The sequence below is a fragment of the Streptomyces sp. NPDC051207 genome (assembly GCF_040682395.1).
Lineage (GTDB): Bacteria > Actinomycetota > Actinomycetes > Streptomycetales > Streptomycetaceae > Streptomyces.
Genome location: NZ_JBFBAX010000002.1, coordinates 238,500 through 258,763, shown reverse-complemented (window position 1 = coordinate 258,763; position 20,264 = coordinate 238,500). Strand labels below are relative to the sequence as shown.

The window sequence follows — 20,264 nt, the reverse complement described above, 5'->3', positions numbered from 1 at the left end:
CCGCCGGACACGAGGACCACGCAAGCGCACGGGGCGGCAGGCCCCGGCGGAAGGAGAGAGTCACCATGACCAGCACCACTTCTTCGGGAAAGGCCGCGGCGGTCGACGGCGCCCCCGTCCGCCGCGAACCCAGGGACGCCGCCCATGAGCTCCTCGAGCGCTGCTGGCGCGTCAAGGACGTGACGGTGCTCAACGAGATGGCCGATCCGGAATGCACGTATACCCTGCCCGGCCACCCGCAGCTCGACAACAAGCAGTTCCTCGATCTGATGCAGCAGATCTGGCGGGCCAAGCCGGATCTGCGTATCGATCTGCTCGACATGATCGTCGAAGGCGAATGGGTGGCCAGCCGGGTGCGGTTCAGCGGGACCCAGACCGGAGAGCTGCTGGGCATCCCGCCGACCGGCCGTTTCGTGTCCATCGACGAAATGATCCTCGAGCGCTGGGACGAGCAGGGCCGCCTGCTGGAGTTCCACCAGGAGGCGGACTTCGTGGGCATGCTGACCCAACTGGGCGTGGTGCCGCCGAAGGAAGCCGGTCCGCTCGGTCAGCTCGCCCACACCTTCACCAGCGCTGCACGGTTCACCTGGCTGAAGCGCAAGGCCCGCCGTAACAGCGGGCGTTAGTGCGGCCTGAGACGTATCCCCGGACGTCCTACGCGGATCTCTACGGGTGAGACCGGTCGCGAAGCCGGTCGTGAAGACCAGTGAAGCACCTCAATCCCTTGGGAGAGCCATGCCGACGAAGGAACCACCCACCACCGCTGCCGACTACGACGTCATCGTCGTCGGCAGCGGTCTGGGCGGCCTGGCAGCCGCCGCCTTCCTGGCCAAGTTCGGACGGCGCGTCCTGGTGGCCGAGAAGGCGCAGGGCATCGGCGGATACGCGCACGCTTTCCGGGCCGGTAACCGTTACTACGACCCGGCCATCCATGTCGTGCCCGGTGCGGCGGAGGGCGGCACCATCGACGTACTGCTGCGCTATCTCGATGTGCACGAGCTGTGCGAGTTCGTCGAGTCCGACGCGCTGTACCGGGTCGTCATCGACGACGACGTGCTGGACGCGCCGTTCGGCTCCGAGGCGTTCATCGCCTCGCACATCGAGCTCTTCCCGCACGAGGAGGAAGGGATCAGGGGCTTCTTCGGGCTCTGCGAGAAGTTCCTCGAAGAGGCCCACCAGGTGCCCCTCCAGCTCTCCCCGCAGGAGCTGGGCGAGGCGGTCGAGAAGTTCCCCACCCTTTTCGGGAACCGGATGTCCACGCTCGGCGACGTCATGGACCGGTTCATCAGGGATCCGCGCTGCAAGGCGTTCTGCAGTGCGGGCTGGCCCTACATGGGACTGCCGCCGTCGCAGCTCTCCTTCGAGCTGTTCGCCCGCTTCCTCTACACCCAGATGCACGGGCTCTACCACTGCAAGGGCGGCTTCCAGCACCTGGTCAAGGCCTTCACCACGGCGATCGAGCGCGACGGCGGCAAGATCGTCACCAACTCCGGCGTCGAGAAGATCCTGGTGAAGGACGGTCGCACCGAGGGTGTGGTGCTGGCCGACGGGCAGGAGCTGCGCGCACCGGTCGTGATCTCCAACGCGGACGCAACGCACACCTTCCACGATCTGGTGGGCCTCGAGCATCTGCCGAAGGCGTACAACCGCAGGCTGCGCTCACTCAAGGGCTCGATGTCGATGTTCGTGGTGTACGCCGCGACGACCCTGGACATCGCCGCGGCGGGTGGCGCGCACGAGACCTTCATCTATGAGACGGACGACCACGACGCCAGCTTCGCCGGCTTCTCCGCGGGCGAGGCCCCGGCCACCGTGGTGGTCGTGCCCACGCTCCTCGACCCGAGCCTCGGCCCGCCCGGGGAGCACCTGGTCACCTCGACGGCACTGGCTCCCTACGAAGGCCCCGAGCCCTGGCCGGAGCTGAAGCCGAAGCTGGAGCAGAAGTACCTCGATCTGATCGAGCGGCTCTACCCGGGCTTCAAGGACGGGCTCACCTTCGTCAGCAGCTCGACCCCGCTGACCCTGGAGCGCTTCACGGGCAACCACCGCGGTGCTGCCTACGGCTGGGAGAACACCCCGGCGCAGGCCGGCAGCAAGCGGCTCACGTACCACACCCCGATCGAGGGGCTCTATCTCTCCGGCCACTGGGCGCAGGCGGCCAGTGCGCTCCGGGTGATCGTCTCCGGCACCCAGACCGCCCAGCAGATCCTGCGCGCCGACTCAGTCACCGACGTCGGCCCGGAGCTGTGAGCCGTACGGCGTCCTCGTCCCGCACCCGCACCGCACCGACGTATCGTCCTGGAGGATTTCTGATGTCCCGTCCCGCGTTCATCGACACCCAGACCGCCGCCAACTTCGACGGCTCGCTCGACAAGACGTACTACGAAATGGCCCGCCGCTACATCGAAGAGGTCTGGGACAAGAACAACGCCGAGACCGAGCGCGAGCTGCTGTCGGCCGACTGGAAGGACCACATGCCGCTGCCGGGCTGCCCGCAAGGGCCTGCCGGGCACCGCGCCGCCGTCCAGTTGATGCACGACGCCTTTCCCGACCTGCGCTTCTCGCTCGACGACGTGACGATCATGGGCGACAAGGTCGTCGACCGCTGGACCGCGACCGGCACCTTCCACGGTGAGCTGTACGGATTCCCGGGCACCGGCAAGCGGATGACGATGACCGGCCTCGACTTCCACATAGTCCGTGACGGCAAGTTCTCCGAGCTGTGGCACGAGGAGAGCACCGCGTCGATGGTCGAGCAGTGCGGTATGGCGCCCGAGCCGGGCAGCGGCCTCGGCACGATCCTCAAGCTGACCTTCGGCAACATCCTGCACGTCGCCAGGCACAAGATCCGCACCCGATGACCCCCGGTCACCAGCAGAGCGAGGCACCATGAGTCCGACGTCGAGCGGCCGCCTCCGGCAGGCCCCCGGTCCGCGGGGGTATCCGGTGGTCGGCTGCGGCCCCGACCTGGTCCGTGACCTGGTCGGCACCTTCACCCGGTCCTGGCGGGAGTACGGCGACATCGTCCGCTTCCGGCTGCCGGGCAAGCGCGCTCTCTTCCTGATCGCGCACCCGGACCACATCAAGCACGTCCTCGACGACCGCCAGCCCAACTACCCCAAGGATCCGCTGTCGGTCGGCAAGTTCGAGCCCTGGGTCGGTCAGGGCATGTTCACCAGCAACGGTGAATTCCACTTCCGGCAGCGTCGTCTCGCCCAGCCCGCCTTCAAGGGCTCGCGGATCTCCGGCTTCGGTCCCGCGATGGTCGACGCCACCAGTGATCTGGTCAGGGAGTGGCGGGGGCGGGCCTCCCGCGAGGAGACCTTCGACATCACACCGGAGATGTTCCGGCTGGCGCTGACCATCGTCATGCAGACGCTGTTCAGCACCGATGTGAGCAGCAGGGCGGGCGAGCTGGCCCGCGCGGTGCGCATCTGCAACGCGTACACCAATGTGCGGCTGCAGCGCTTCGTGGAGCTCCCGCAGTCGCTGCCGAGCAAGGCCCGCACGCGGTTTCTCCAGGCGCGCTCGACGCTCGACTCCTTCGTCTACGGGCTCATCGCCGACCGGCGCAGGGACCCGGCGCCCCCGGACGACCTGCTGACCCGTTTCCTGAACGCGCAGGACGAGCAGACCGGCGACCGGATGTCGGACAAGCAGTTGCGCGACGAGGTCGTCACGATGTTCCTCGGGGGCTACGAGACGACCGCGCTGTCGCTGGTGTGGGCGTTCTCGCTGATGTCGCGGTACCCGACCTCGGAGCGCAAGGCGCGCGCCGAGATCGCCGAGGTGTGCGGGGACCGGGTGCCGGCCGCGTCGGATCTGCCCAAGCTGCGCTATCTGCGCGCCTTCTACCAGGAGGTGCTGAGGCTCTACCCGTCGGTGTGGACCATGTCGCGCAGTCCGGTCGAGGACGACGAGATCGGCGGCTATCACATACCCGCCGGGTCCCAGGTGTTCATCAGCCCTTATCTGATGCACCGTCACCCGAGATTCTGGGAGAACCCGGAGGGTTTCAGGCCCGAGCGGTTCGAGAAGAGCGCGACCGGTGGCGCACCGCTCTATGCGTACATCCCGTTCTCGCGGGGCCCGCGGCTGTGCCCGGGCTCTTCCGTGGCCGTCCTGGAGGCGCCGCTGGTCATCGCCCGGATCCTCCAGGACTACCGGCTGACGCTGGCCGGCGGGCACGTCTGCGAGCCGACGTCCAATGTGTTCCTGTATCCGCGCGGCGGCATGCCGATGCGGCTCCAGCATGCCCGGGCCGCCGGGGAAGGAGCCGCGTGATGCCGGGGCGCAGTGGTACCGGTACGCGGCGGCGTCCGCCGGGCCCGCTCGGCCTGCCGCTGCTCGGCTCCGCGCTCGACTTCCGCCGCAACCCCCTGGAAACCTTCGTCAAGGCCTGGCGCGAGCACGGCGACCTGGTGCGGTTCAGGGGGCCTGTGCCAGTGGTGCTGGTCACTCACCCCGACGACCTCAAGCACATCCTGGCGGACAACTTCGAGAACTATCCGCACCCGGACGACTTCAACCGCAAGGTCGGGGTGTCGGTCGGCCAGGGCCTGGTCACCACCGAGGGCGAGGTGTGGCGTGCCCAACGGCGCACTGTCGCACCGACGTTCCGCAGGGAGCCGCTGGAGCGGTTCGCCAGTGTGATGGTGGACAGCACGCAGCGAATGCTGGACCGGTGGGACGGAATCGCCCGGCGCGGCGAGTCGCTGGACGCCAGGACGGAGATGCAGAGCCTGACGCTGGAGATCCTGGCACGCTGTCTCTTCCAGGCGGACTGGTCGCGTGACGCGCTTGCGCTCGGCTCGGCGGTCGCCACCCAGCTGGAGCACATCAACGCCAAGTTGATCGCGGTCGCGGACATCCCGGAGAAGGTGCCGACCCCGCGAAACCGCCGGTTCACGGCGGCCCGCAAGCTGCTCGACGACACGGTGTACCGGCTGATCGCCGAGCGCCGGGCCGGGCCGGCCGACGGTGAGGCCCAGGACCTGCTGTCGATGCTGATGCACACTGCCGACCCGGAGACGGGCCGGCTGATGACGGACGAGCAGCTGCGCGACCAGGTGATGACGCTGTTCATCGCCGGGCACGAGACGGTGGCGGCGACCTTGTCGTGGATCTGCCATCTGCTCTCCACCCGCCCCGCGGAGACCGACCGGGCCAGGGCCGAGGTCCTCCAGGTGCTGGGGGACCGGCCGCCGACCATGGAGGACCTGCCGCAGCTGAAGTACCTGAAGCTGTTCATCCAGGAGGCGCTTCGGCTCTATCCGCCCCTGTGGCAGGTGGCACGCATGCCGCTGAAGGACGACGTGCTGAGCGGCTGCCGCATCCCCGCGGGCTCCTTCCTGCTGCTCAGTACCTACATCACGCACCGCAATCCGGAGTTCTGGGACAACCCCGAGGGCTTCGACCCCGAGCGGTTCACCCGCGAGCGCTCGGCGGGACGGCCGAGGTACGCCTACGTGCCGTACGTCGGAGGCCCCCGCAACTGTGTCGGGATGGCCTTCGCCAACATGGAGCTGACCATCGTGGTGGCCTCCCTGCTCCAGCGGTTCCACCTGGACATGGTGCCGGGTCACCCCGTCGTGATGCAGCCGGACATCTCGCTGCGCGCCAAGCACGGCATCCGGATGACGCTCCGTCCGGTGACGGACCGGAGCCCCGGGGCGGTTGAGGAGCCGGACATCATCCTTCCCGGCGCAGCGCTCCAGCCCGCTGCGGCCGGCTGCCCGGTCGCGAACGGCGCGCCCTCCGGAGGCCCGGAGGTCGTTCCCGCGGGCGCCGCAGGCGCAGGGTCCGCGGCGCCCGTGGCACCCCCGGAGGAGGCTCCACAGTGCCCCTACCGTCCGGCGTAGGCGGGGCGGGAATAGCAGGAGCCGGTGATGCGTCGCACCGGGCCACCAAGGGCGGTCCGGTGCGACGCATTTCCCTTCCGTTTTCTCGATGAGTCCACCCGCAGGGCCTGTTCCGGACACCGGGGAACGAAATCCTGGAATAATTCCGCCCCGCCCCATGATCTGTGCGATGCGCCCACCGAGTTGGTCGCGAATTGGCCACATTCACAAGTAAGTCCGGTACGCTCGAGGGCGTGATGCCGGGCCGGCGGCGGGTGTGATAGGCCGCAGTGCTTCCCCCGCCGATATCACGGGCCCCTCGCGGCACCGGCTCCGGCTGTGTCTCCAATAGATCGGAAGGAACTATTCCGGGCTGGGCTACGCCTGAGTAAGCGTTGACACTGCGCCTTGGGGCCGCCGTATAGTTGACGCCTGTAGTGAGGGACAGTGGTGTGAAACCCTGTTTCTCACGTGAGAGCGACGGGGGAGAAATGGAAGGCTTTGCTCTGCATGAACTCGTGGACGAATGCCTGGACGGAAACCAGGAGAGCTGGAACCGGATCGTCGACCGCTATGCACCGCTGATTTGGGCCATAGCCCGCGGCCACCGGCTCTCCGCGGCCGACTGCGAAGATGTCAGCCAGACGACCTGGATGCGGGTCATCCAGCATCTGGGGAAGCTGAGGGATCCGGAGAAGCTGGCCCACTGGATCTCCGTCTCGGCCCGCAGGGAGAGCCTCAAGCACATCCAGAAGTCCGGCCGGAGTACGCCGATCGAGGACCCGGAGGTGTTCGACCGGCCGCAGCCGTCGGCGAACCAGCCGGAACAGACGGCACTTGACCGCGAGACCCGTGACGAGGTACTCCTCGCCTACTGCTCCCTGTCGCCGAGGTGCCAGGCGCTGCTGGGCCTGCTGGTGGCCGAGCCGCCGATGTCGTACGACGAGGTGAGCGCCACGCTGGGGTTGGCCCGCGGGTCCATCGGGCCCATTCGTGGGCGCTGTCTGAAGCATCTGGAGCGCGCACTGAAGCGTGAGGCGGGCCGTTCCGAACAGGCCAAGGAGCTCTTCGGTTCCATCAAGAGGATGGGCCTGCGGGCATTCGCCGAGGAGAGCGGCTCCGAACTGGGGGCAGCGTCCCGGTGCAGCCGGGTGTCGGCCGGCTGACTGATCGTCGCGGAATGAGATCCGCAGCCCCGTAAGGGGACCTCGTGCGGTGGGGCCGGGCCGCAGGCTTCGGTCTGTCACGCGTCCAGGCCGTCACGACGTCCGACGTCGCGGCGGCCTGGACGGGGAAGCAGTGGGGGCTGTGCGTTCCCGCTGGACATCAGGGACGAGATCATCCGACACCCACAGAACTCCGCCGCCACCCACTGCCAAGCGCCACGACACATCTCACTCTGAAACGATCAGTGAGTCGGAAGGCCGGCCTTCCAGCGCGGCCAGCGACTCTTTGCCGTCCATCGCTTCGTTGTCGATCGCGTCGTTTCCGACTGCGTCATTGTCGATCGCTTCGTCGTGGATCCCTTCGTCGTCCATCGCCGCTGCGAGCGCGATGAAGGGAAACAGGGCCTTGGCGTTCTCGGCCGCCTCCCGCGAGGGTTCCCCGAGGGCTTCCGAGAGCTTGCCCAGCGCCGCGCTGTCGGCGTCCTCGTCGGCGTCGTGCAACCCCTTCACCTCTACCGTTTAGTTCGTTCCTTAACTAGATAGAGAGTAAAGGAGAGTCCCGCGAACCACAATACTGGTGGGTATTTCGTTCGCGGGACTCGCCCTTTCCGGCCATGCCCTTGGGTGTGAAAGGGCGAAGTTCCGTCAGGCGGGTAGCGGCGCTTCCTGCTCAACGGCGCGGAGCAGCCGGTCGATACGCCGGATCTCACCCCCGGGATGGCACACGGCTTCCGGCAGCGTGCTGCGGCAGAAACCGCTCAGCACCCGACCCGGTCCCGCCTCGACAAAGGTGTGGACGCCACTGTCCGCAATCGCCCGCAGGGTGTCCGACCAGTGCACGGACCCCGCCAGCTGCCGCCGCAGCAGGTGCTTGGCCTCGGCTCCGGTACGTATCCGGGTCGACGTCACATTTGCCAGCACGGGCAGCACCGGGTCCGAGAAAATGACCTGCTCCAGCTCGGCCGCGAACTCCTCCTCCAGCTCGTTCATGAGGCTGCAGTGGAAGGGGGCGCCGACCTTCAGCATGACCGAGCGGTCGGCGCCGACAGCCTTGGCGGCCGCCATCGCCGCGCGTACCGCCTCGCGTTCGCCGGATACGACATGCTGCCTGGGATCGTTGTAGTTGGCGACCTCGACGACCGCGCCGTTGCTCTCCCGTATCCCGGCGCAGAGCTCTTCGACCTGGTGGGCCGACAGGCCGATGACGGCCGCCATCGCTCCGGGCGTGCGCTCATTGACGCCGGCCATCAGCTCCCCCCGCCTGCGTACCAGCCGCAGGGCGTCGGTCCACTCCAGCACCCCGGCGCAGACCAGTGCCGCGTACTCGCCCAGGCTGTGCCCCGCTGTCACGGACGGGGTGACGCCATGGCCGCGCAATACATCCAGGACAGCGATGCTGGTGAGGAAAACGGCGGGCTGGGTGATCTCGGTGGGCACCAGATCCTCGGCGGAGCCCTCCAGGCACAGTCGCGAAAGTCCGAATCCCAGCAGTTCGTCCGCGGGGCGGTAGTAGCGCTCCAGCAGTTCCGGGTGACGTTCCAGCAGATCGCTTCCCATACCGGGTCGTTGGGACCCCTGCCCGGGGAAGAGGAAGGCGATGTCATTCATGAGTACCTCCGTGGGGTGTCCGGTCGCGTGCTGTGCGACAGAGGGCAGGCGCGTGGTCCGCGCTGGCCCCCATCGACCCCGCTGCCGGGAGTGTCATCGCAGGGACAGGAACCGCCCCTGGTGGTAAGCGAGCGGATCGGCCCGTTCGGCGAATCCGATGCCGGTGACTTCTCCGATGAAGATGCTGTGGTCGCCCGCGGAGACCTCCTGGACCACCCGGCAGTCCAGGTGGACGACGGCTCCGTCGAGCACCGGGACGCCCGAGTCGCCGATGCTGTGCGGTACGCCGGCGAAGCCCGCGCTGCCGAGCGGCCGTCTCGACGAGGCGAACCAGTCCGCCAGCTCCGACTGGTCCCGCCCCAGCACGTTCACGACGAAGACACCGGTGGAACCGATCGTCCGGGCGCCGCGCGACGCGTGGCCCAGGCAGACCAGCAGCATCGGCGGTTCGAGGGAAACCGAGGCCAGCGAGGAGACCGTGGTCCCGTGCGGCCCGTCGGGGCCGCACGAAGTGACCACCGCCACGCCGGTGAGGAACCTCCCCATGGCCTGCCGGAACTGCCCGGCGACGACCCCGCCGCCGGGTGCCGTCTCGGCCGCGGACGGCTGTGGGCCGGTACGGGACGTCATGGCCGTTTCCCTTCTCAGCCCGCCGGAGCGGCTGCGGTCCAGTCCACGACGGCGCCCGCGTAGATCCACTTGGTGGACTCGACACCGACCAGCATCAGCCGGTCGCCCGGCTTGATCCGGCCGGTGCGCCAGGCGTCGTCGAGGAAGAGCGGCACCGCGGCGCAGCCGACGGCCCCCATGGTGGAGAGGCTGTCGAAGACCTTCCCGTCGAGCGCCTTCCACTCTGCGGTGTCGAGGCCCAGCTCCTGGAGCGCGTCCAGCATCCAGCCGACGTTGCCCTCGGGGACCAGACAGAGGTCGACCGAGTCGACATCCACCTTGCTGCGCCGCAGCGTGTTGCTGATCGCCTCGGTGACCATCACGGGCGTGAAGTCCCCGGCGCCGACCACGTCGACCTTCAGGTCGACGAGCCGCTTGGCCTTGAGCTGCTCGTGGATCGGCGCATGGGTGCCGCCGCCCACCGAGTGGATGCCGGCCTTGCGGTCGCCGCCGATGGCTTCCATCGCGGCGCCCAGCAGACCGCCGGACTCCGCGTTCTCGTCGGCGCGCAGCACGATCGCTCCCGCGCCGTCGCCGAACATGTAGACCGGCATCCGGTCCCGCATACGGATCTTGTACGGGTCCTTGCCGAGGAAGATCGGCGCCAGTACGGGGGAGATGGCCTCGCTCCCGATGACCAGCGCGGTCTTGTAGACCCCCGACTCCAGGTACATCCGGGCGACGTCGAGGCCCTGGACGACGCCCGCGCCGCCCGAGCGGATTTCCAGGGTGGCGCAGCGGACCAGGCCAAGACGCTCCTGGACCATGTTGACCAGTGGCGGCAGCGGGTAGTCGGGGGTGCCCGTGGCGAGGATAATCAGGTCGATGTCACCGGCCTCAAGACCGGCCGAGTCCAGGGCTCGTACCGCGGCCTTGTAGGCCATGTCCGAGTTGTTCTCGCGGTGTTCGCCGGTGGCCGGGTCGATCATCCAGAACCGGCGCTCGATGGAGAGGCCCTCGCGCACCTCGTCGGGCAGCGGCCCGACGAGGCGTGCGATCTCCTCGGTGGAGATCGGGTCACCGGGCTGGTAGCCGCCGGTGCCGATGATGTGTACTGCGGTCACTGGGTGGTCCCCCTCAGACCGTGGCGAGCGCGGCGCGGTGCTCGACCAGGCCGACCAGGTTGTCGACGGTGAACAGGCCCATGACCTGGGTGGCCTGGAGCTTGCCGGTGAGCTCGTCGGTGTCGATCTGCGGCATGACCTTCTTCAGCTGGGCCAGGCCCGCGGCCGAGACGATCTCGTTCTCGTCGCCGAACTCCTCGTCCGGTATGCCGCCCTGCACATAGGCGGCGAGCTCCGCCGCCTGGATCTTGATGCCGAGCGAGCGCTCCAGGCGGAAGAGGATGTCGAGCAGGTCGATCGACTCCGCCCCGAGGTCGTCCAGCAGGGTGGCCTCGGGCACGACCTCGTCGGTCTCGGCGCCCAGGGCGTCGATGACGGCTTCGGTCACGGCTTCGACGATGGTGTTGCGGTCCATGGAAAGTCCTCCGGGACTGATGTGGGCGAAGTGGCCTTCGCAGAAACTGAGGTGGCGGCGCTGCGGCTGCTTCGCGCTCTCGTTCGTGCTCGTATGTCAGATCCGGCGGTGAGGCCCCCGGATACACCGGCGATCAGCCGGCCCAGGAAACCGGCGAGACCTGCGGCGCCGACCGCGGCACCGGCCAGGGACCGGTGGGACGCACGGACCGGGGCCGTACGGGACGGTCGGCACCGTCGCCGGCGGCCGTCGCCAACCGGAGGGCCACCAGCACCGCGCAGAGCTCCTCGGGATGGGGCTGCCACTGACCACGGTCAGCTCCACGGGGCCGCTCACTGCGGCTGGTTCCCGTGCTTGCGCTGCACGAGCGGTACGTACTTGGCGCGCAGCAGAGCCAGTGAGCGGATCAGCACCGACCGGGTCTCGCGCGGGTCGATGACATCGTCGACCAGCCCGCGCTCCGCCGCGTAGTACGGATGCATCAGGGTGCGTTTGTAGTCCTCGATGACCTCGGCGCGCTCCGCCTCCGGATCGTCTGCCGCGGCGATCCGCTTGCGGAAGACGACGTTGGCGGCGCCCTCGGCGCCCATCACCGCGATCTCGTTGGTGGGCCAGGCGAACGACAGATCGGTGCCGATGGAGCGGGAGTCCATCACGATGTACGCACCGCCGTACGCCTTGCGCACGATGACCTGGATCCGGGGGACGGTGGCATTGCAGTACGCGTACAGCAGTTTGGCGCCGTGCCGGATGATCCCGCCGCGTTCCTGGTCGGCCCCGGGCAGGAAGCCCGGCACGTCCACCAGCGTGACCAGCGGGATGTTGAAGGCGTCGCAGGTCTGGACGAACCTGGCGCCCTTCTCCGAGGAGTGGATGTCCAGTACGCCGGCCATCTGCATCGGCTGGTTGGCGAGGACACCCACCGTCTGGCCGTCGAGCCGCGCCAGGGCGCAGATCAGGCTGGTGCCCCAGCCCTCGTGCACCTCGAAGAAGTCGCCGTCGTCGACGATTTCCGCGATCACCCTGCGCATGTCGTACGCGGCCTGCGGATCGACGGGGACGATGTCGAAGAGCGCGTCGCCCGAGCGGTCCGCCGGGTCCTCGGGGACCTCGGCCGGAGGCATCTCCCGGTTGTTGGAGGGCAGCAGCGACAGCAGATGGCGGACGTCCTCGAAGCAGGACTCCTCGTCGTCGTGGGCGAACGCCGCGAGACCGGAGACCTGGGAGTGCATGTCGGCGCCGCCCAGTTCGTCCTGGGTGAGCTTCTCGCCGGTGACGGCCTGGACCACCTCGGGCCCGGTCAGGAACATCTGCGAAGTGCCGCGCACCATGAAGACGAAGTCGGTCAGTGCCGGGGAGTAGGCGGCGCCGCCCGCGCAGGGGCCGAGCACCACGCTGATCTGCGGGATGAGCCCGGAGGCCCGGACATTGCGGCTGAAGATCCCGCCGTACCCCGCGAGCGCGGTCACCCCTTCCTGGATGCGGGCCCCGGCTCCGTCGCAGAGCGAGATCAGCGGTACGCCACTGGCCTCGGCCAGGTCCATCACCTTGTGGATCTTCTGGGCGTGCGCCTCACCGAGCGCACCGCCGAAGACCCTGAAGTCGTGCGCGTAGACCAGGACCTCACGGCCGTGCACCCGGCCCCACCCGGCGACGACACCGTCGCCGTGCGGGCGCCTGCGGTCCATGCCGAAGTCGGTGGCACGGTGCCGGCGCAGCGGCTCGATCTCAGTGAACGAACCCTCGTCCAGCAGGAGGCCGATCCGCTCCCGGACGGTCAGCTTGCCCTTGGCGCGCTGGCGTTCGGTGGCGGCCGGGTCCCCCGCGTGCAACTCCTCCTTGATGACGCGCAGTTCGTCGGCCCGCTGCTCCATCGTCTCGCGCGGCAGCTCACCGCGGGCGGCAGTGCGCAGCGCGGTCTCTCCGGGGCTGCTCACGGGCGCCCCAGACCCAGTGCGGTCATCGCGCCGCCGTCCACGTTGACCAGCGATCCGGTCATGTACGAGGACTCGGGGCCGCTCAGGAACCGGACCACGTCCGCGATCTGCTCGACCTCGCCGAAGTCGCGCATCGGGATCTGCTTCTTGATGGAGCGGCCGGTGGCGCCCTCCGTCAGGCCCGCCACCAGGTCGGTGGGGGCGAAGCCGGGCAGCACCGCGTTGACGCGGATGCCGAAGCGCGCCGACTCCATGGCGCAGCAGCGGGTGAAGGCGTTGACCGCTCCCTTGGAAGCGGCGTAGTTGGACTCGCCGACCCAGCCGCGCTCCCCCATGACGGAGGAGACATTGACGATCACGCCCGAGCCCTTGCTCATGAAGTGCGGCAGCACGGCCTTGGTGCAGTGGAAGACGCCGCCGAAGTTGACCTTCATGACGTCGAGCCAGTCGTCCATCCCCATATTGAAGATGAGCGCGTCCTGGGCCACCCCGGCGTTGTTGACCAGGATGTCCAGGCCGCCGAGGTCCTCGATGGTCTGGCGGACCATCTCCTCGGCCGCGGCGGGGTCCGCGACATCGCCGTGTACGGTGATCGCCCGCCCGCCGGCCGACTCGATCTCGCGGGCCAGCTCCTTCGCCGGGCCCTCGGAGCTGCGGTAGTTGATGGCGACGGCGGCGCCGTCGGCGGCCAGCCGACGGCAGACGGCGGCGCCGATGCCCCGGGATCCGCCGGTGACCAGGGCGACCTGTCCTTGGAGCTTCATCGGGCTTCTCCAGTCTCTACGGATGCGGTGGTGGTGCGGGATTCCTCGGCGCCGCAGCGCACAGCCAGCGACACATGGCTGCCGCCGAGCGAGGAGCTGTTCAGCAGTACCGGGCGGCCCCCGAACCGGCCCTGGTGCAGGGCCAGCGCGAGCGTCAGCGCCCCGCCGACGCCCATCGGCTCGCCGAGGACGGTCTTCGGCGCGTGCAACGGCGGAGCCCCGTAGGGGTGGAACAGCCGCCGCACGGCCCGGCTCTCGGCGGCGTCGGCGGCGCGCAGCCCGGCCGAGGCGAGCCAGACCGCGCCCACCCCGGTCGGCGCCAGACCGGCGTCGTCCAGGGCCGTGCGCATCGCGCGCTCCAGCCCCCGGCCGCGGGCGTCCCAGAGCCGGGCCCGGCTGGCGTCCGACGCCATGCCGTGGCCGAGCAGCTCACCGAGGATCCGGGCGCCGCGGGCCAGCGCGGCGGAGCGCCGTTCCAGTACGACGGCGACGCTGCCCTCGGCCGGCGTGAACCGGCCGTCGGCCGCCTTGCCCGGCTCCCGCGTCGAGGCGGCGCCGACGGCCGCGTACGCCCGGCCCACCTGCTCGGTCAGCGTGTCGGTGACCGTGCACACCAGGGCGTCGGCATGCCCTGCCGTCAGCAGATCGGCGGAGTAGGCGAGCGCGGCGGCACCGGTGGCGTGGCCGACCGAGAGCGTGGACGTCGGTCCGCGCAGGCCGAGATGGATCGCGACCTGCCCGGCCGCCTGGTTGTAGACGGTGTTCGGGAAGACGGACGGGTCGGCGGCGGCGGGACCCTCGGCGAGCAGCGGAGCGGTGAACTTCTCCATCGCCTCCATCGGTCCCGTGCCCGTGCCGAAGACGATGCCGAGCGCCTCGGCCGCCGCGCTGCCGGGCTCGAATCCCGCATCCGCGAGGGCCTTGGCGCTGGCGGCGATGGAGAACTGGGCGAGCCGGTCCATCCGGCGGCGCTCGCGCCTGGTCAGATACGGGTCGGGGTCGAAGTCCACCCGGCAGTGGCGCAGTCCGCCGTCCCACTGGACCGGGACGTCGCCACGGGTGTACGCCGACCAGACCTCGGCCGCCGTGGAGCCGGCCGGGCTGAGCAGCCCGACACCGGTGATCACCACCCGGTCCGTCTCCGGCTGCGGAGGGCGGTGGCCGTCCGCGGCCCTGGTCAGCACCAGCGCGGCGTTGGCCCCGCCGAAGGCGAAGTTGTTGGAGAGCGCGGCCCCGGTGTCCAGGGGCCTGGCAGGTCCCTGGACGTAGTCGAGCGGGCAATCGGGGTCGGGCGTGGAGTACCCGGCGGTGGGCGGCGCCAACTGGTCGGCCAGCGCCTGCGCCGTCACGATGGCCTCGGCCGCCCCGGCGGCGCCGAGCATGTGACCGATCACGGATTTGGTGGAGGAGACCGGTGTACGGGCTGCCTCCTCCTCGCCGAGGGCCAGCCGGATGGCGTTGGTCTCGGCCGGGTCGTTCTTCGGGGTGCCGGTGCCGTGCCCGTTGACGTAACCGATCTGCTCCGGCGTGATCCCGGACAGCCGCAGCGCCGACTCGATGGCCCTGGCCGCGCCCTTGCCCTCGGGCTGGGGCGCGGTGGAGTGGAAGCCGTCGGCGGACAGGCCGTAACCGGCGACGTCGGCGATGCCGGTCAGCCCGTGCTCGCGGGCGAAGCCGGCACGGACCAGAACGACCATGCCGCTGCCCTCACCGAGCGAGAGCCCCTGCCGCTCCGCGTCGTACGGGGTGGAGGGCTCGGGCGACAGCGACTGGAGCGCGTTGAACCCGGCGAAGCAGACGTCCGAGAAGGCGTCGCTGCCCCCGGCGAGCACGGCGTCGGCCCGGCCCGCGCGCAGCAGATCGGCGGCCAGGCCGATCGCGTTGGCGCCCGAGGCGCACGCGGTGTTCACCGCGAGCACCGGGCCGCGCAGCCGGAACGCCGCGGCCACCGACTCGGCCAGCCCCTGCGGGGTGACCAGCAAGGGCAGCTCCGGGTCGGGGACTTCGCCGGCCTGTACGGCACGCAGCCATTCCCGGGCCGAGAGCAGCCCGGCGTTGCAGGTGCCGAGCACCACGCCGAACCGCTCGCGGTCCACCAGACCCGCGGGAAGCGCCGCCATCGCCTCCTCGGCCGCCACCAGGGCCAGTTCGATCACCCGCTCACGGAACCCGTCCGGCCGCCGGTAGCCGCGCGAAGGCTCCACCGGGTCCGTCACCTCGCCGCCGAGCTTGGTGTCGAGCCCGTTCATCTCCAGGGCCTGTACGGGACGGATGCCGACCCGGCCCTGCCGCGCGCCGTCCCACAGGTGCCGGGCGGTGGGACCCAGTGCTGAGATCGCGCCCGCGCCCACCACGGTCACGCCACTGCTCTTGTGCTGTGGGTCCATCGTCAATTCCCCCTGTGGAGCTGTTCGGTGGGGGCGCTCAGCACGAGCGCCGTCTGCTGTCCTTCCAGCCCGCGGCCGATCGCCACGGTGTGCCGCACCCGTGTCTCGCGGGCCTGCCCGGCCACCCAGTCCATCCCCGCGCACTCCGGGTCGAGCCGGTCCAGGCCGAGTGTCGGCGGCAGGGCCGAGCCGTCGATCGCCATGGCGCAGACCGCCGCGTTGAGCGCGCCCGCGCCCGCGACGAGATGCCCGGTGGCAGGCTTGACGCTGCCCGCCGCCGTAGCGGAGTCGCGGCCGAAGACCCGGGTCAGCGCACGCGCCTCGGTGCGGTCGCCGAGCCGCGTCGCACACCCGTGGGCAGCCACGTAGTCGACGTCGCCGGCATTCACCTCTGCCTCGCGCAGCGCCCGCTTCACCGCGGCGGCCAGCGGCTCGCCGTCCGGGTGCGGGGTGACCAGATCGGGGTCCTGGGTCGCGCCGAAGCCGCGGAACTCCGCGTACACATGGGCGCCGCGGCGCCGCGCGGACTCCCACTCCTCAAGGACGAGGAAGGCCGAACCCTCGCCCAGCACCGAGCCACTGCGCTTGCGGTCGTACGGGCGAAAGGCGGCCCGGCCGGCCTCGTTGAGGGTGGTGAGCACCCCCAGGCCGTCCATCTTGGACATCACCCACCACGACGCGGCGTCGTCGAAGCCGCCGGCGATCACCACGTCGGACTCGCCGTGGCTGATCGAGCGGAAGCCTCGGGCGAGCGCCGTGACGCCGGCGTCGGCGGTGCCGTGGTAGTAGGAGTTGGCGCCCTTGAACCCGTGGGCGTGCGAGAGATGGAAGAGCGAGGCGGACTGCAGGCCCTCCACGAAGTACAGCGGGTAGAAGGCGGACGAGGCCCGCTCGCCGAGCTGCCGCAGATCCGCCCTGCCGTCCTCGCGGCGCCCGGCCAGGCTGCCGTTCAGCAGGTGCTCCGGGTTGGAGATCTCCTTGTTGCCCCCGACGAACACTCCGGCCCGCTCCGGGTCGTAGCCCGCCGCCTCGAGATCGAGCCCGGCGTCCTCGACCGCCAGCGCTGCTCCCGCGATGGCGAGCTGGTCGTTGCGCGTGGTCATCCGCAGGGACTTGCGGTGGGCGTACCGGGTGGGCTCGAAGTCCGCCAGCTCGGCGGCGATCCGGGTACCGAGCGACGACGCGTCGTACCCCTGGATCGGCCCGATGCCGCTGCGCCCGTCGAGCAGCGCCTTCCAGGTCTCGCCCCGGCCGTCGCCGATGGCGGTGAGCACCCCGATGCCGGTGACGGCTACTCGCCTCATGCCGCCACCTCGCCCTTGTCCAGGCGCAGTTGACGAATGGTGGTGATGTCCCGTCCGTCCACGCCGACCGTCGCCCTGAAGGTGACGGACGACTCGCTCGCCTCGGTCACGGTGACGCTGATCTCCAGCCGGTCGCCCGGCTGGGCGAAATGGCGGTAGCGCACCCGCCGCGCCTCGGCCAGCACCCACCGGGAGCCCTGCGGCACGGCGGGGGCGGCGAGCCTGGCGGCCCGGACGATGTCGTCCAGGATCAGCACGCCGGGCATGACGGGGAAGCGGGGGAAGTGGGTGGCGAACACGTGCAGGGTGCCCGGGACGTTCCGGACGGCGACGGCCCGCTGGCCCGGCACCACATCGAGGACCTCGTCGAACGCTGTCATGCTGCCTTTCCTTCGCTTGTTCCTTCGCCCGTTGCGGCCTTGACCACGAAGCAGGCATTGGTGCCGCCGAAAGCGAAGGCGTTGACCAGAGCGGCGCGCACCGGACGACGTACGGCCTTGTTCGGCACGTAGTCGAGGTCCAGCTTCGGATCGGGGCGGTCCAGGTTGATGGTCGGTGGGACCAGGCCCTCGCGGAGGGCGCCGAGCGCGGCGATCAGGTTGACCCCCGCCGCCGCCGAGGTGAGGTGGCCCGTCATGGACTTGGGGGAGCTCACGCACAGCTCGTCGGCGTGTCCCCCGAACAGCTGCCTGATGGCGAGGGTCTCGCTGGCGTCGTTGCCGGGCGTGGACGTGCCGTGCGCGGCGATGTAGTCGATACCGTCCGGGCCGAGACCCGACTCCGCCACCGCGTCCCGCATCGCGGAGATCGCGCCGCCGCCGTCCGGCGGTGAGTCGGTGATCCGGTACGCGTTCAACGTCGCCCCGTAGCCGACGAGTTCGCCGTGGATCCGGGCGCCGCGCGCCACCGCGCTGTCCCATTCCTCCAGGGCCGCGATGACCGCGCCCTCACCGAGGACGAAGCCGGAGCGGTCGGAGTCGAAGGGGCGGGAGGCCCGCTCGGGCTCGCCGTTCCAGCGGTCGGTGATCGCACCGAGCAGCGAGAAGCCGAGGACGTCCATCCAGGTCGTCAGCGCATCGAAGCCGCCGGCGAGCATCTGCGTGGACTCGCCCTCCTGGATACGCCGGTAGGCCTCGCCGATCGCGTGCGCGGCGCCCGCGCAGGCGGTGGAGACGCTGACCACGGGACCGCGGCAGTCCCCGGCCCGGGCGACGGCGGCGACCCCCACGTTCTGATTGCGCAGCAGTACGTCCCCGGGGGCCTGCCGGTACAGATCCCGGAAGTCGCTGGTGCTCAACTGGTGCGACATGTCGACAAGTTCCTGGAGCCCGGGTCTGCCGACCGTGCCGGCCACCGCCGCGCCCCGGTCGTACGGATCGGTGGCGTCCCAGCCCTCGCCCGCGTCCGCCACCGCCTCCTGGGCCGCGGCGAGGGCGAACAGCGCGGCGCGCGAGAGATGCCGCCGCTGCCTGGCGGGCGCCACGCCCTTCGGGTCGAAGTCCTTGACCTGGCCCGCGATCCGGACCGGGAAGGTGGAGGCGTCGAAGGTCTCCAGAGCGCTCACGCCACTGCGCCCCTCGGCAAGCCCCTGCCAGGTCTCCGCGGCGCTGTTGCCGAGCGGGGTGACCGCACCGATCCCGGTGATGGCGACCCGCCTCATCGCTTCCGCCGGCCTCATCGGCTTCACCGGTGACCACCGCCGACCGGTACCCGGGTGAGCTGCTCCAGCATCCGCCGCGTGTCCTCGGGGTCCTCCAGGTCGCCGGCGGGCAGCAGGGCGCACATGACGGCCTCGGCCTTCATCACGGTCCTGCCGTTCACCGACGCGGTGCCGGAGATGACCGCGGTCTCCTCGCCCATGGACTCGACGGTCCCTTCCAGCACCAGGACGTCTCCGGGACGCACCGGCTCATGGAAGGAGACCGCGTCCACCGAGAGGAGCGCGGCGCGCTGCCGTACCCCGGTGGTGGCGACGATCAGCCAGGTTCCGGCCTGGCAGAGGGCTTCCAGGATCAGCGGCTCGGGCATCTGGGGGCCGTTGCCCTCGTCCCGCCAGAAGTCCTCCAGCCAGGAGGTGAGTTTGCGGGCGCCAATGGCGCGCCCCGCATCCCAGGTGTCGATTCGGTCGATCAGATGGAAACGCATCGTCATCCTTCGTCTAGGAACATCACGGCCTGGGCGATGGCGTACTCCCCGCTGTGCGAGAGCGAGAGCTCGACCGAGGAGGCCCCGGCCCTCGCCGCCCGGTCGCCGACCCCGCCGGACAGGCGCACCCGGGGGCGTCCCAGGGGGGTGTTGACCACCTCCACGTCGGTCCACCGGGTGCCGGGACCGAGCCCGGTGCCGAGCGCCTTCAGGACGGCTTCCTTGGCGGCGAACCGTGCCGCCAGATGAGCGAGACGATTGCGCTTCGCGGCGCAGTAGGCGCGCTCGCGCCCGGTGAAGATGTCCTCTTCCGCTGTGGGGTTGTCCGTCAGCAACCTGCGGATCCGGTCCACTTCGACCAGATCCACCCCGACCGCGATCCGTGTCGCCACGCCACCATTCCCCCGTCATCCGTTCCGGCACTGCACTGAGAGATCCGCGCCGCGGCATCGCGGATACACCGCCGTGCGGATGTATCCGGGCGCCCACGTGCGGGATCTGTCATGGGGGAGGTGCCGTGCGGGGTCCGTTGCGGTTCTCCCGCATCGCCTCCGCGTCCGGCCCGGGAGAGCATGGGCGCGCGGGCGACGCCGTGCCGAAGCCCCGAGTGGCGGGCGTCACCTCGCCGCGTTCGATACCAGCCCGGTGTCATGCCCGTGTGGCGGTGACGCTCCGGCTCCCCGACGACCTCGACGCGAAGCTCACCGAGCGGGCTCGTCGTGAAGGCCGCAGCAAGCAGGAGCTCGTCATCGAGGCCATCCGTGAGGCCCAGGACCGGGCCGAGCTGTCTTCCTGCGGTTCAACGGCGTCAGCGCCCGTACCGTCGCGTCACCCGTCTCCGTTGCCGGCCCTTTCGTCGAGGACGTCGCGCAGGACCACGTCGACGTACCGGCCATGGCCGAGCGGCTCCCGGCCTGGTTCCCCGTTTCCCAGGCGGGATGGCGGTTCCGCTTCCCTTCGGCGGT

19 protein-coding genes and 2 pseudogenes are annotated in these 20,264 nt (G+C 70.2%); 8 read left to right on the top strand and 13 right to left on the bottom strand.

Annotated elements, in window-relative coordinates:
* Nucleotides 1-65 precede the first annotated feature (65 nt).
* The 6 genes from AB0M97_RS02960 (at nt 66) to AB0M97_RS02935 (ending at nt 7,006) form a co-directional block, all read left to right on the top strand.
* Complete coding sequence (locus AB0M97_RS02960; RefSeq protein WP_365958916.1) at nt 66-626, top strand: ester cyclase; 561 nt, start codon at nt 66-68, stop codon at nt 624-626.
* A gap of 109 nt (nt 627-735) precedes the next feature.
* On the top strand, nt 736-2,250 hold the full coding sequence (locus AB0M97_RS02955) for an NAD(P)/FAD-dependent oxidoreductase (protein WP_365958915.1): 1,515 nt from the start codon (nt 736-738) through the stop codon (nt 2,248-2,250).
* Nucleotides 2,251-2,312: 62 nt separating this feature from the next.
* The gene (locus AB0M97_RS02950) at nt 2,313-2,861 is read left to right on the top strand and encodes an ester cyclase (RefSeq protein ID WP_365958914.1); all 549 of its coding nucleotides are present in this window, start codon (nt 2,313-2,315) and stop codon (nt 2,859-2,861) included.
* Between the two features lie 28 nt (nt 2,862-2,889).
* Nucleotides 2,890-4,284, top strand: coding sequence for a cytochrome P450 (locus tag AB0M97_RS02945; protein WP_365958913.1), 1,395 nt, complete (start codon nt 2,890-2,892; stop codon nt 4,282-4,284).
* Nucleotides 4,284-5,861: a cytochrome P450 gene (locus tag AB0M97_RS02940; RefSeq protein WP_365958912.1), complete on the top strand. Its 1,578-nt coding sequence runs from the start codon at nt 4,284-4,286 to the stop codon at nt 5,859-5,861. Before AB0M97_RS02945 ends, AB0M97_RS02940 begins: the two co-directional genes overlap by 1 nt.
* Nucleotides 5,862-6,331: 470 nt before the next feature.
* Complete coding sequence (locus AB0M97_RS02935; RefSeq protein WP_365958911.1) at nt 6,332-7,006, top strand: sigma-70 family RNA polymerase sigma factor; 675 nt, start codon at nt 6,332-6,334, stop codon at nt 7,004-7,006.
* Between the two features lie 228 nt (nt 7,007-7,234).
* On the opposite strand, the gene AB0M97_RS02930 is transcribed toward AB0M97_RS02935, so the two are convergent.
* The 13 genes from AB0M97_RS02930 to acpS form a co-directional block, all read right to left on the bottom strand.
* On the bottom strand, nt 7,235-7,507 hold the full coding sequence (locus tag AB0M97_RS02930) for a hypothetical protein (protein ID WP_365958910.1): 273 nt from the start codon (nt 7,505-7,507) through the stop codon (nt 7,235-7,237).
* Nucleotides 7,508-7,651: 144 nt separating this feature from the next.
* Nucleotides 7,652-8,614, bottom strand: coding sequence for an ACP S-malonyltransferase (gene fabD, locus AB0M97_RS02925; protein ID WP_365958909.1), 963 nt, complete (start codon nt 8,612-8,614; stop codon nt 7,652-7,654).
* Between the two features lie 93 nt (nt 8,615-8,707).
* Nucleotides 8,708-9,244: a flavin reductase family protein gene (locus tag AB0M97_RS02920; RefSeq protein WP_365958908.1), complete on the bottom strand. Its 537-nt coding sequence runs from the start codon at nt 9,242-9,244 to the stop codon at nt 8,708-8,710.
* A 14-nt stretch (nt 9,245-9,258) separates the two neighbouring features.
* The gene (locus AB0M97_RS02915) at nt 9,259-10,347 is read right to left on the bottom strand and encodes a 3-oxoacyl-ACP synthase III family protein (RefSeq protein WP_365958907.1); all 1,089 of its coding nucleotides are present in this window, start codon (nt 10,345-10,347) and stop codon (nt 9,259-9,261) included.
* 13 nt (nt 10,348-10,360) lie between these two features.
* Nucleotides 10,361-10,762 (bottom strand): phosphopantetheine-binding protein, encoded by a 402-nt coding sequence (locus AB0M97_RS02910; RefSeq protein WP_365958906.1) that lies wholly within the window; start codon nt 10,760-10,762, stop codon nt 10,361-10,363.
* Nucleotides 10,763-11,094: 332 nt separating this feature from the next.
* Nucleotides 11,095-12,636, bottom strand: coding sequence for an acyl-CoA carboxylase subunit beta (locus AB0M97_RS02905; protein ID WP_365959035.1), 1,542 nt, complete (start codon nt 12,634-12,636; stop codon nt 11,095-11,097).
* Nucleotides 12,637-12,695: 59 nt separating this feature from the next.
* Nucleotides 12,696-13,463, bottom strand: a complete 768-nt coding sequence (locus tag AB0M97_RS02900) for a 3-oxoacyl-ACP reductase family protein (RefSeq protein WP_365958905.1) — start codon at nt 13,461-13,463, stop codon at nt 12,696-12,698.
* Nucleotides 13,460-15,850, bottom strand: coding sequence for a beta-ketoacyl-[acyl-carrier-protein] synthase family protein (locus AB0M97_RS02895; protein ID WP_365958904.1), 2,391 nt, complete (start codon nt 15,848-15,850; stop codon nt 13,460-13,462). The genes AB0M97_RS02900 and AB0M97_RS02895 overlap by 4 nt, the downstream gene beginning before the upstream one ends.
* 2 nt (nt 15,851-15,852) lie before the next feature.
* The gene (locus tag AB0M97_RS02890) at nt 15,853-17,154 is read right to left on the bottom strand and encodes a beta-ketoacyl-[acyl-carrier-protein] synthase family protein (RefSeq protein ID WP_365958903.1); all 1,302 of its coding nucleotides are present in this window, start codon (nt 17,152-17,154) and stop codon (nt 15,853-15,855) included.
* Nucleotides 17,151-17,534, bottom strand: a complete 384-nt coding sequence (locus AB0M97_RS02885) for a hydroxymyristoyl-ACP dehydratase (protein WP_365958902.1) — start codon at nt 17,532-17,534, stop codon at nt 17,151-17,153. The genes AB0M97_RS02890 and AB0M97_RS02885 overlap by 4 nt, the downstream gene beginning before the upstream one ends.
* Nucleotides 17,531-18,814 carry a beta-ketoacyl-[acyl-carrier-protein] synthase family protein gene (locus AB0M97_RS02880; protein ID WP_365958901.1) on the bottom strand — a complete coding sequence of 428 codons (1,284 nt, stop codon included), beginning with the start codon at nt 18,812-18,814 and terminating at the stop codon, nt 17,531-17,533. The genes AB0M97_RS02885 and AB0M97_RS02880 overlap by 4 nt, the downstream gene beginning before the upstream one ends.
* 23 nt (nt 18,815-18,837) lie before the next feature.
* Nucleotides 18,838-19,299: a hotdog domain-containing protein gene (locus AB0M97_RS02875; protein WP_365958899.1), complete on the bottom strand. Its 462-nt coding sequence runs from the start codon at nt 19,297-19,299 to the stop codon at nt 18,838-18,840.
* A gap of 2 nt (nt 19,300-19,301) precedes the next feature.
* Complete coding sequence (acpS, locus tag AB0M97_RS02870) at nt 19,302-19,691, bottom strand: holo-ACP synthase (RefSeq protein ID WP_365958898.1); 390 nt, start codon at nt 19,689-19,691, stop codon at nt 19,302-19,304.
* 266 nt (nt 19,692-19,957) lie between these two features.
* Between acpS and AB0M97_RS02865 the strand changes: the two are divergent.
* Together AB0M97_RS02865 and AB0M97_RS02860 are read left to right on the top strand one after the other, a co-directional pair.
* Nucleotides 19,958-20,086, top strand: a pseudogene (locus AB0M97_RS02865) (ribbon-helix-helix protein, CopG family); the annotation flags it as partial.
* Nucleotides 20,086-20,229 (top strand): annotated as a pseudogene (locus AB0M97_RS02860) (toxin); the annotation flags it as partial. The pseudogenes AB0M97_RS02865 and AB0M97_RS02860, both read left to right, overlap by 1 nt.
* Nucleotides 20,230-20,264: the final 35 nt, after the last annotated feature.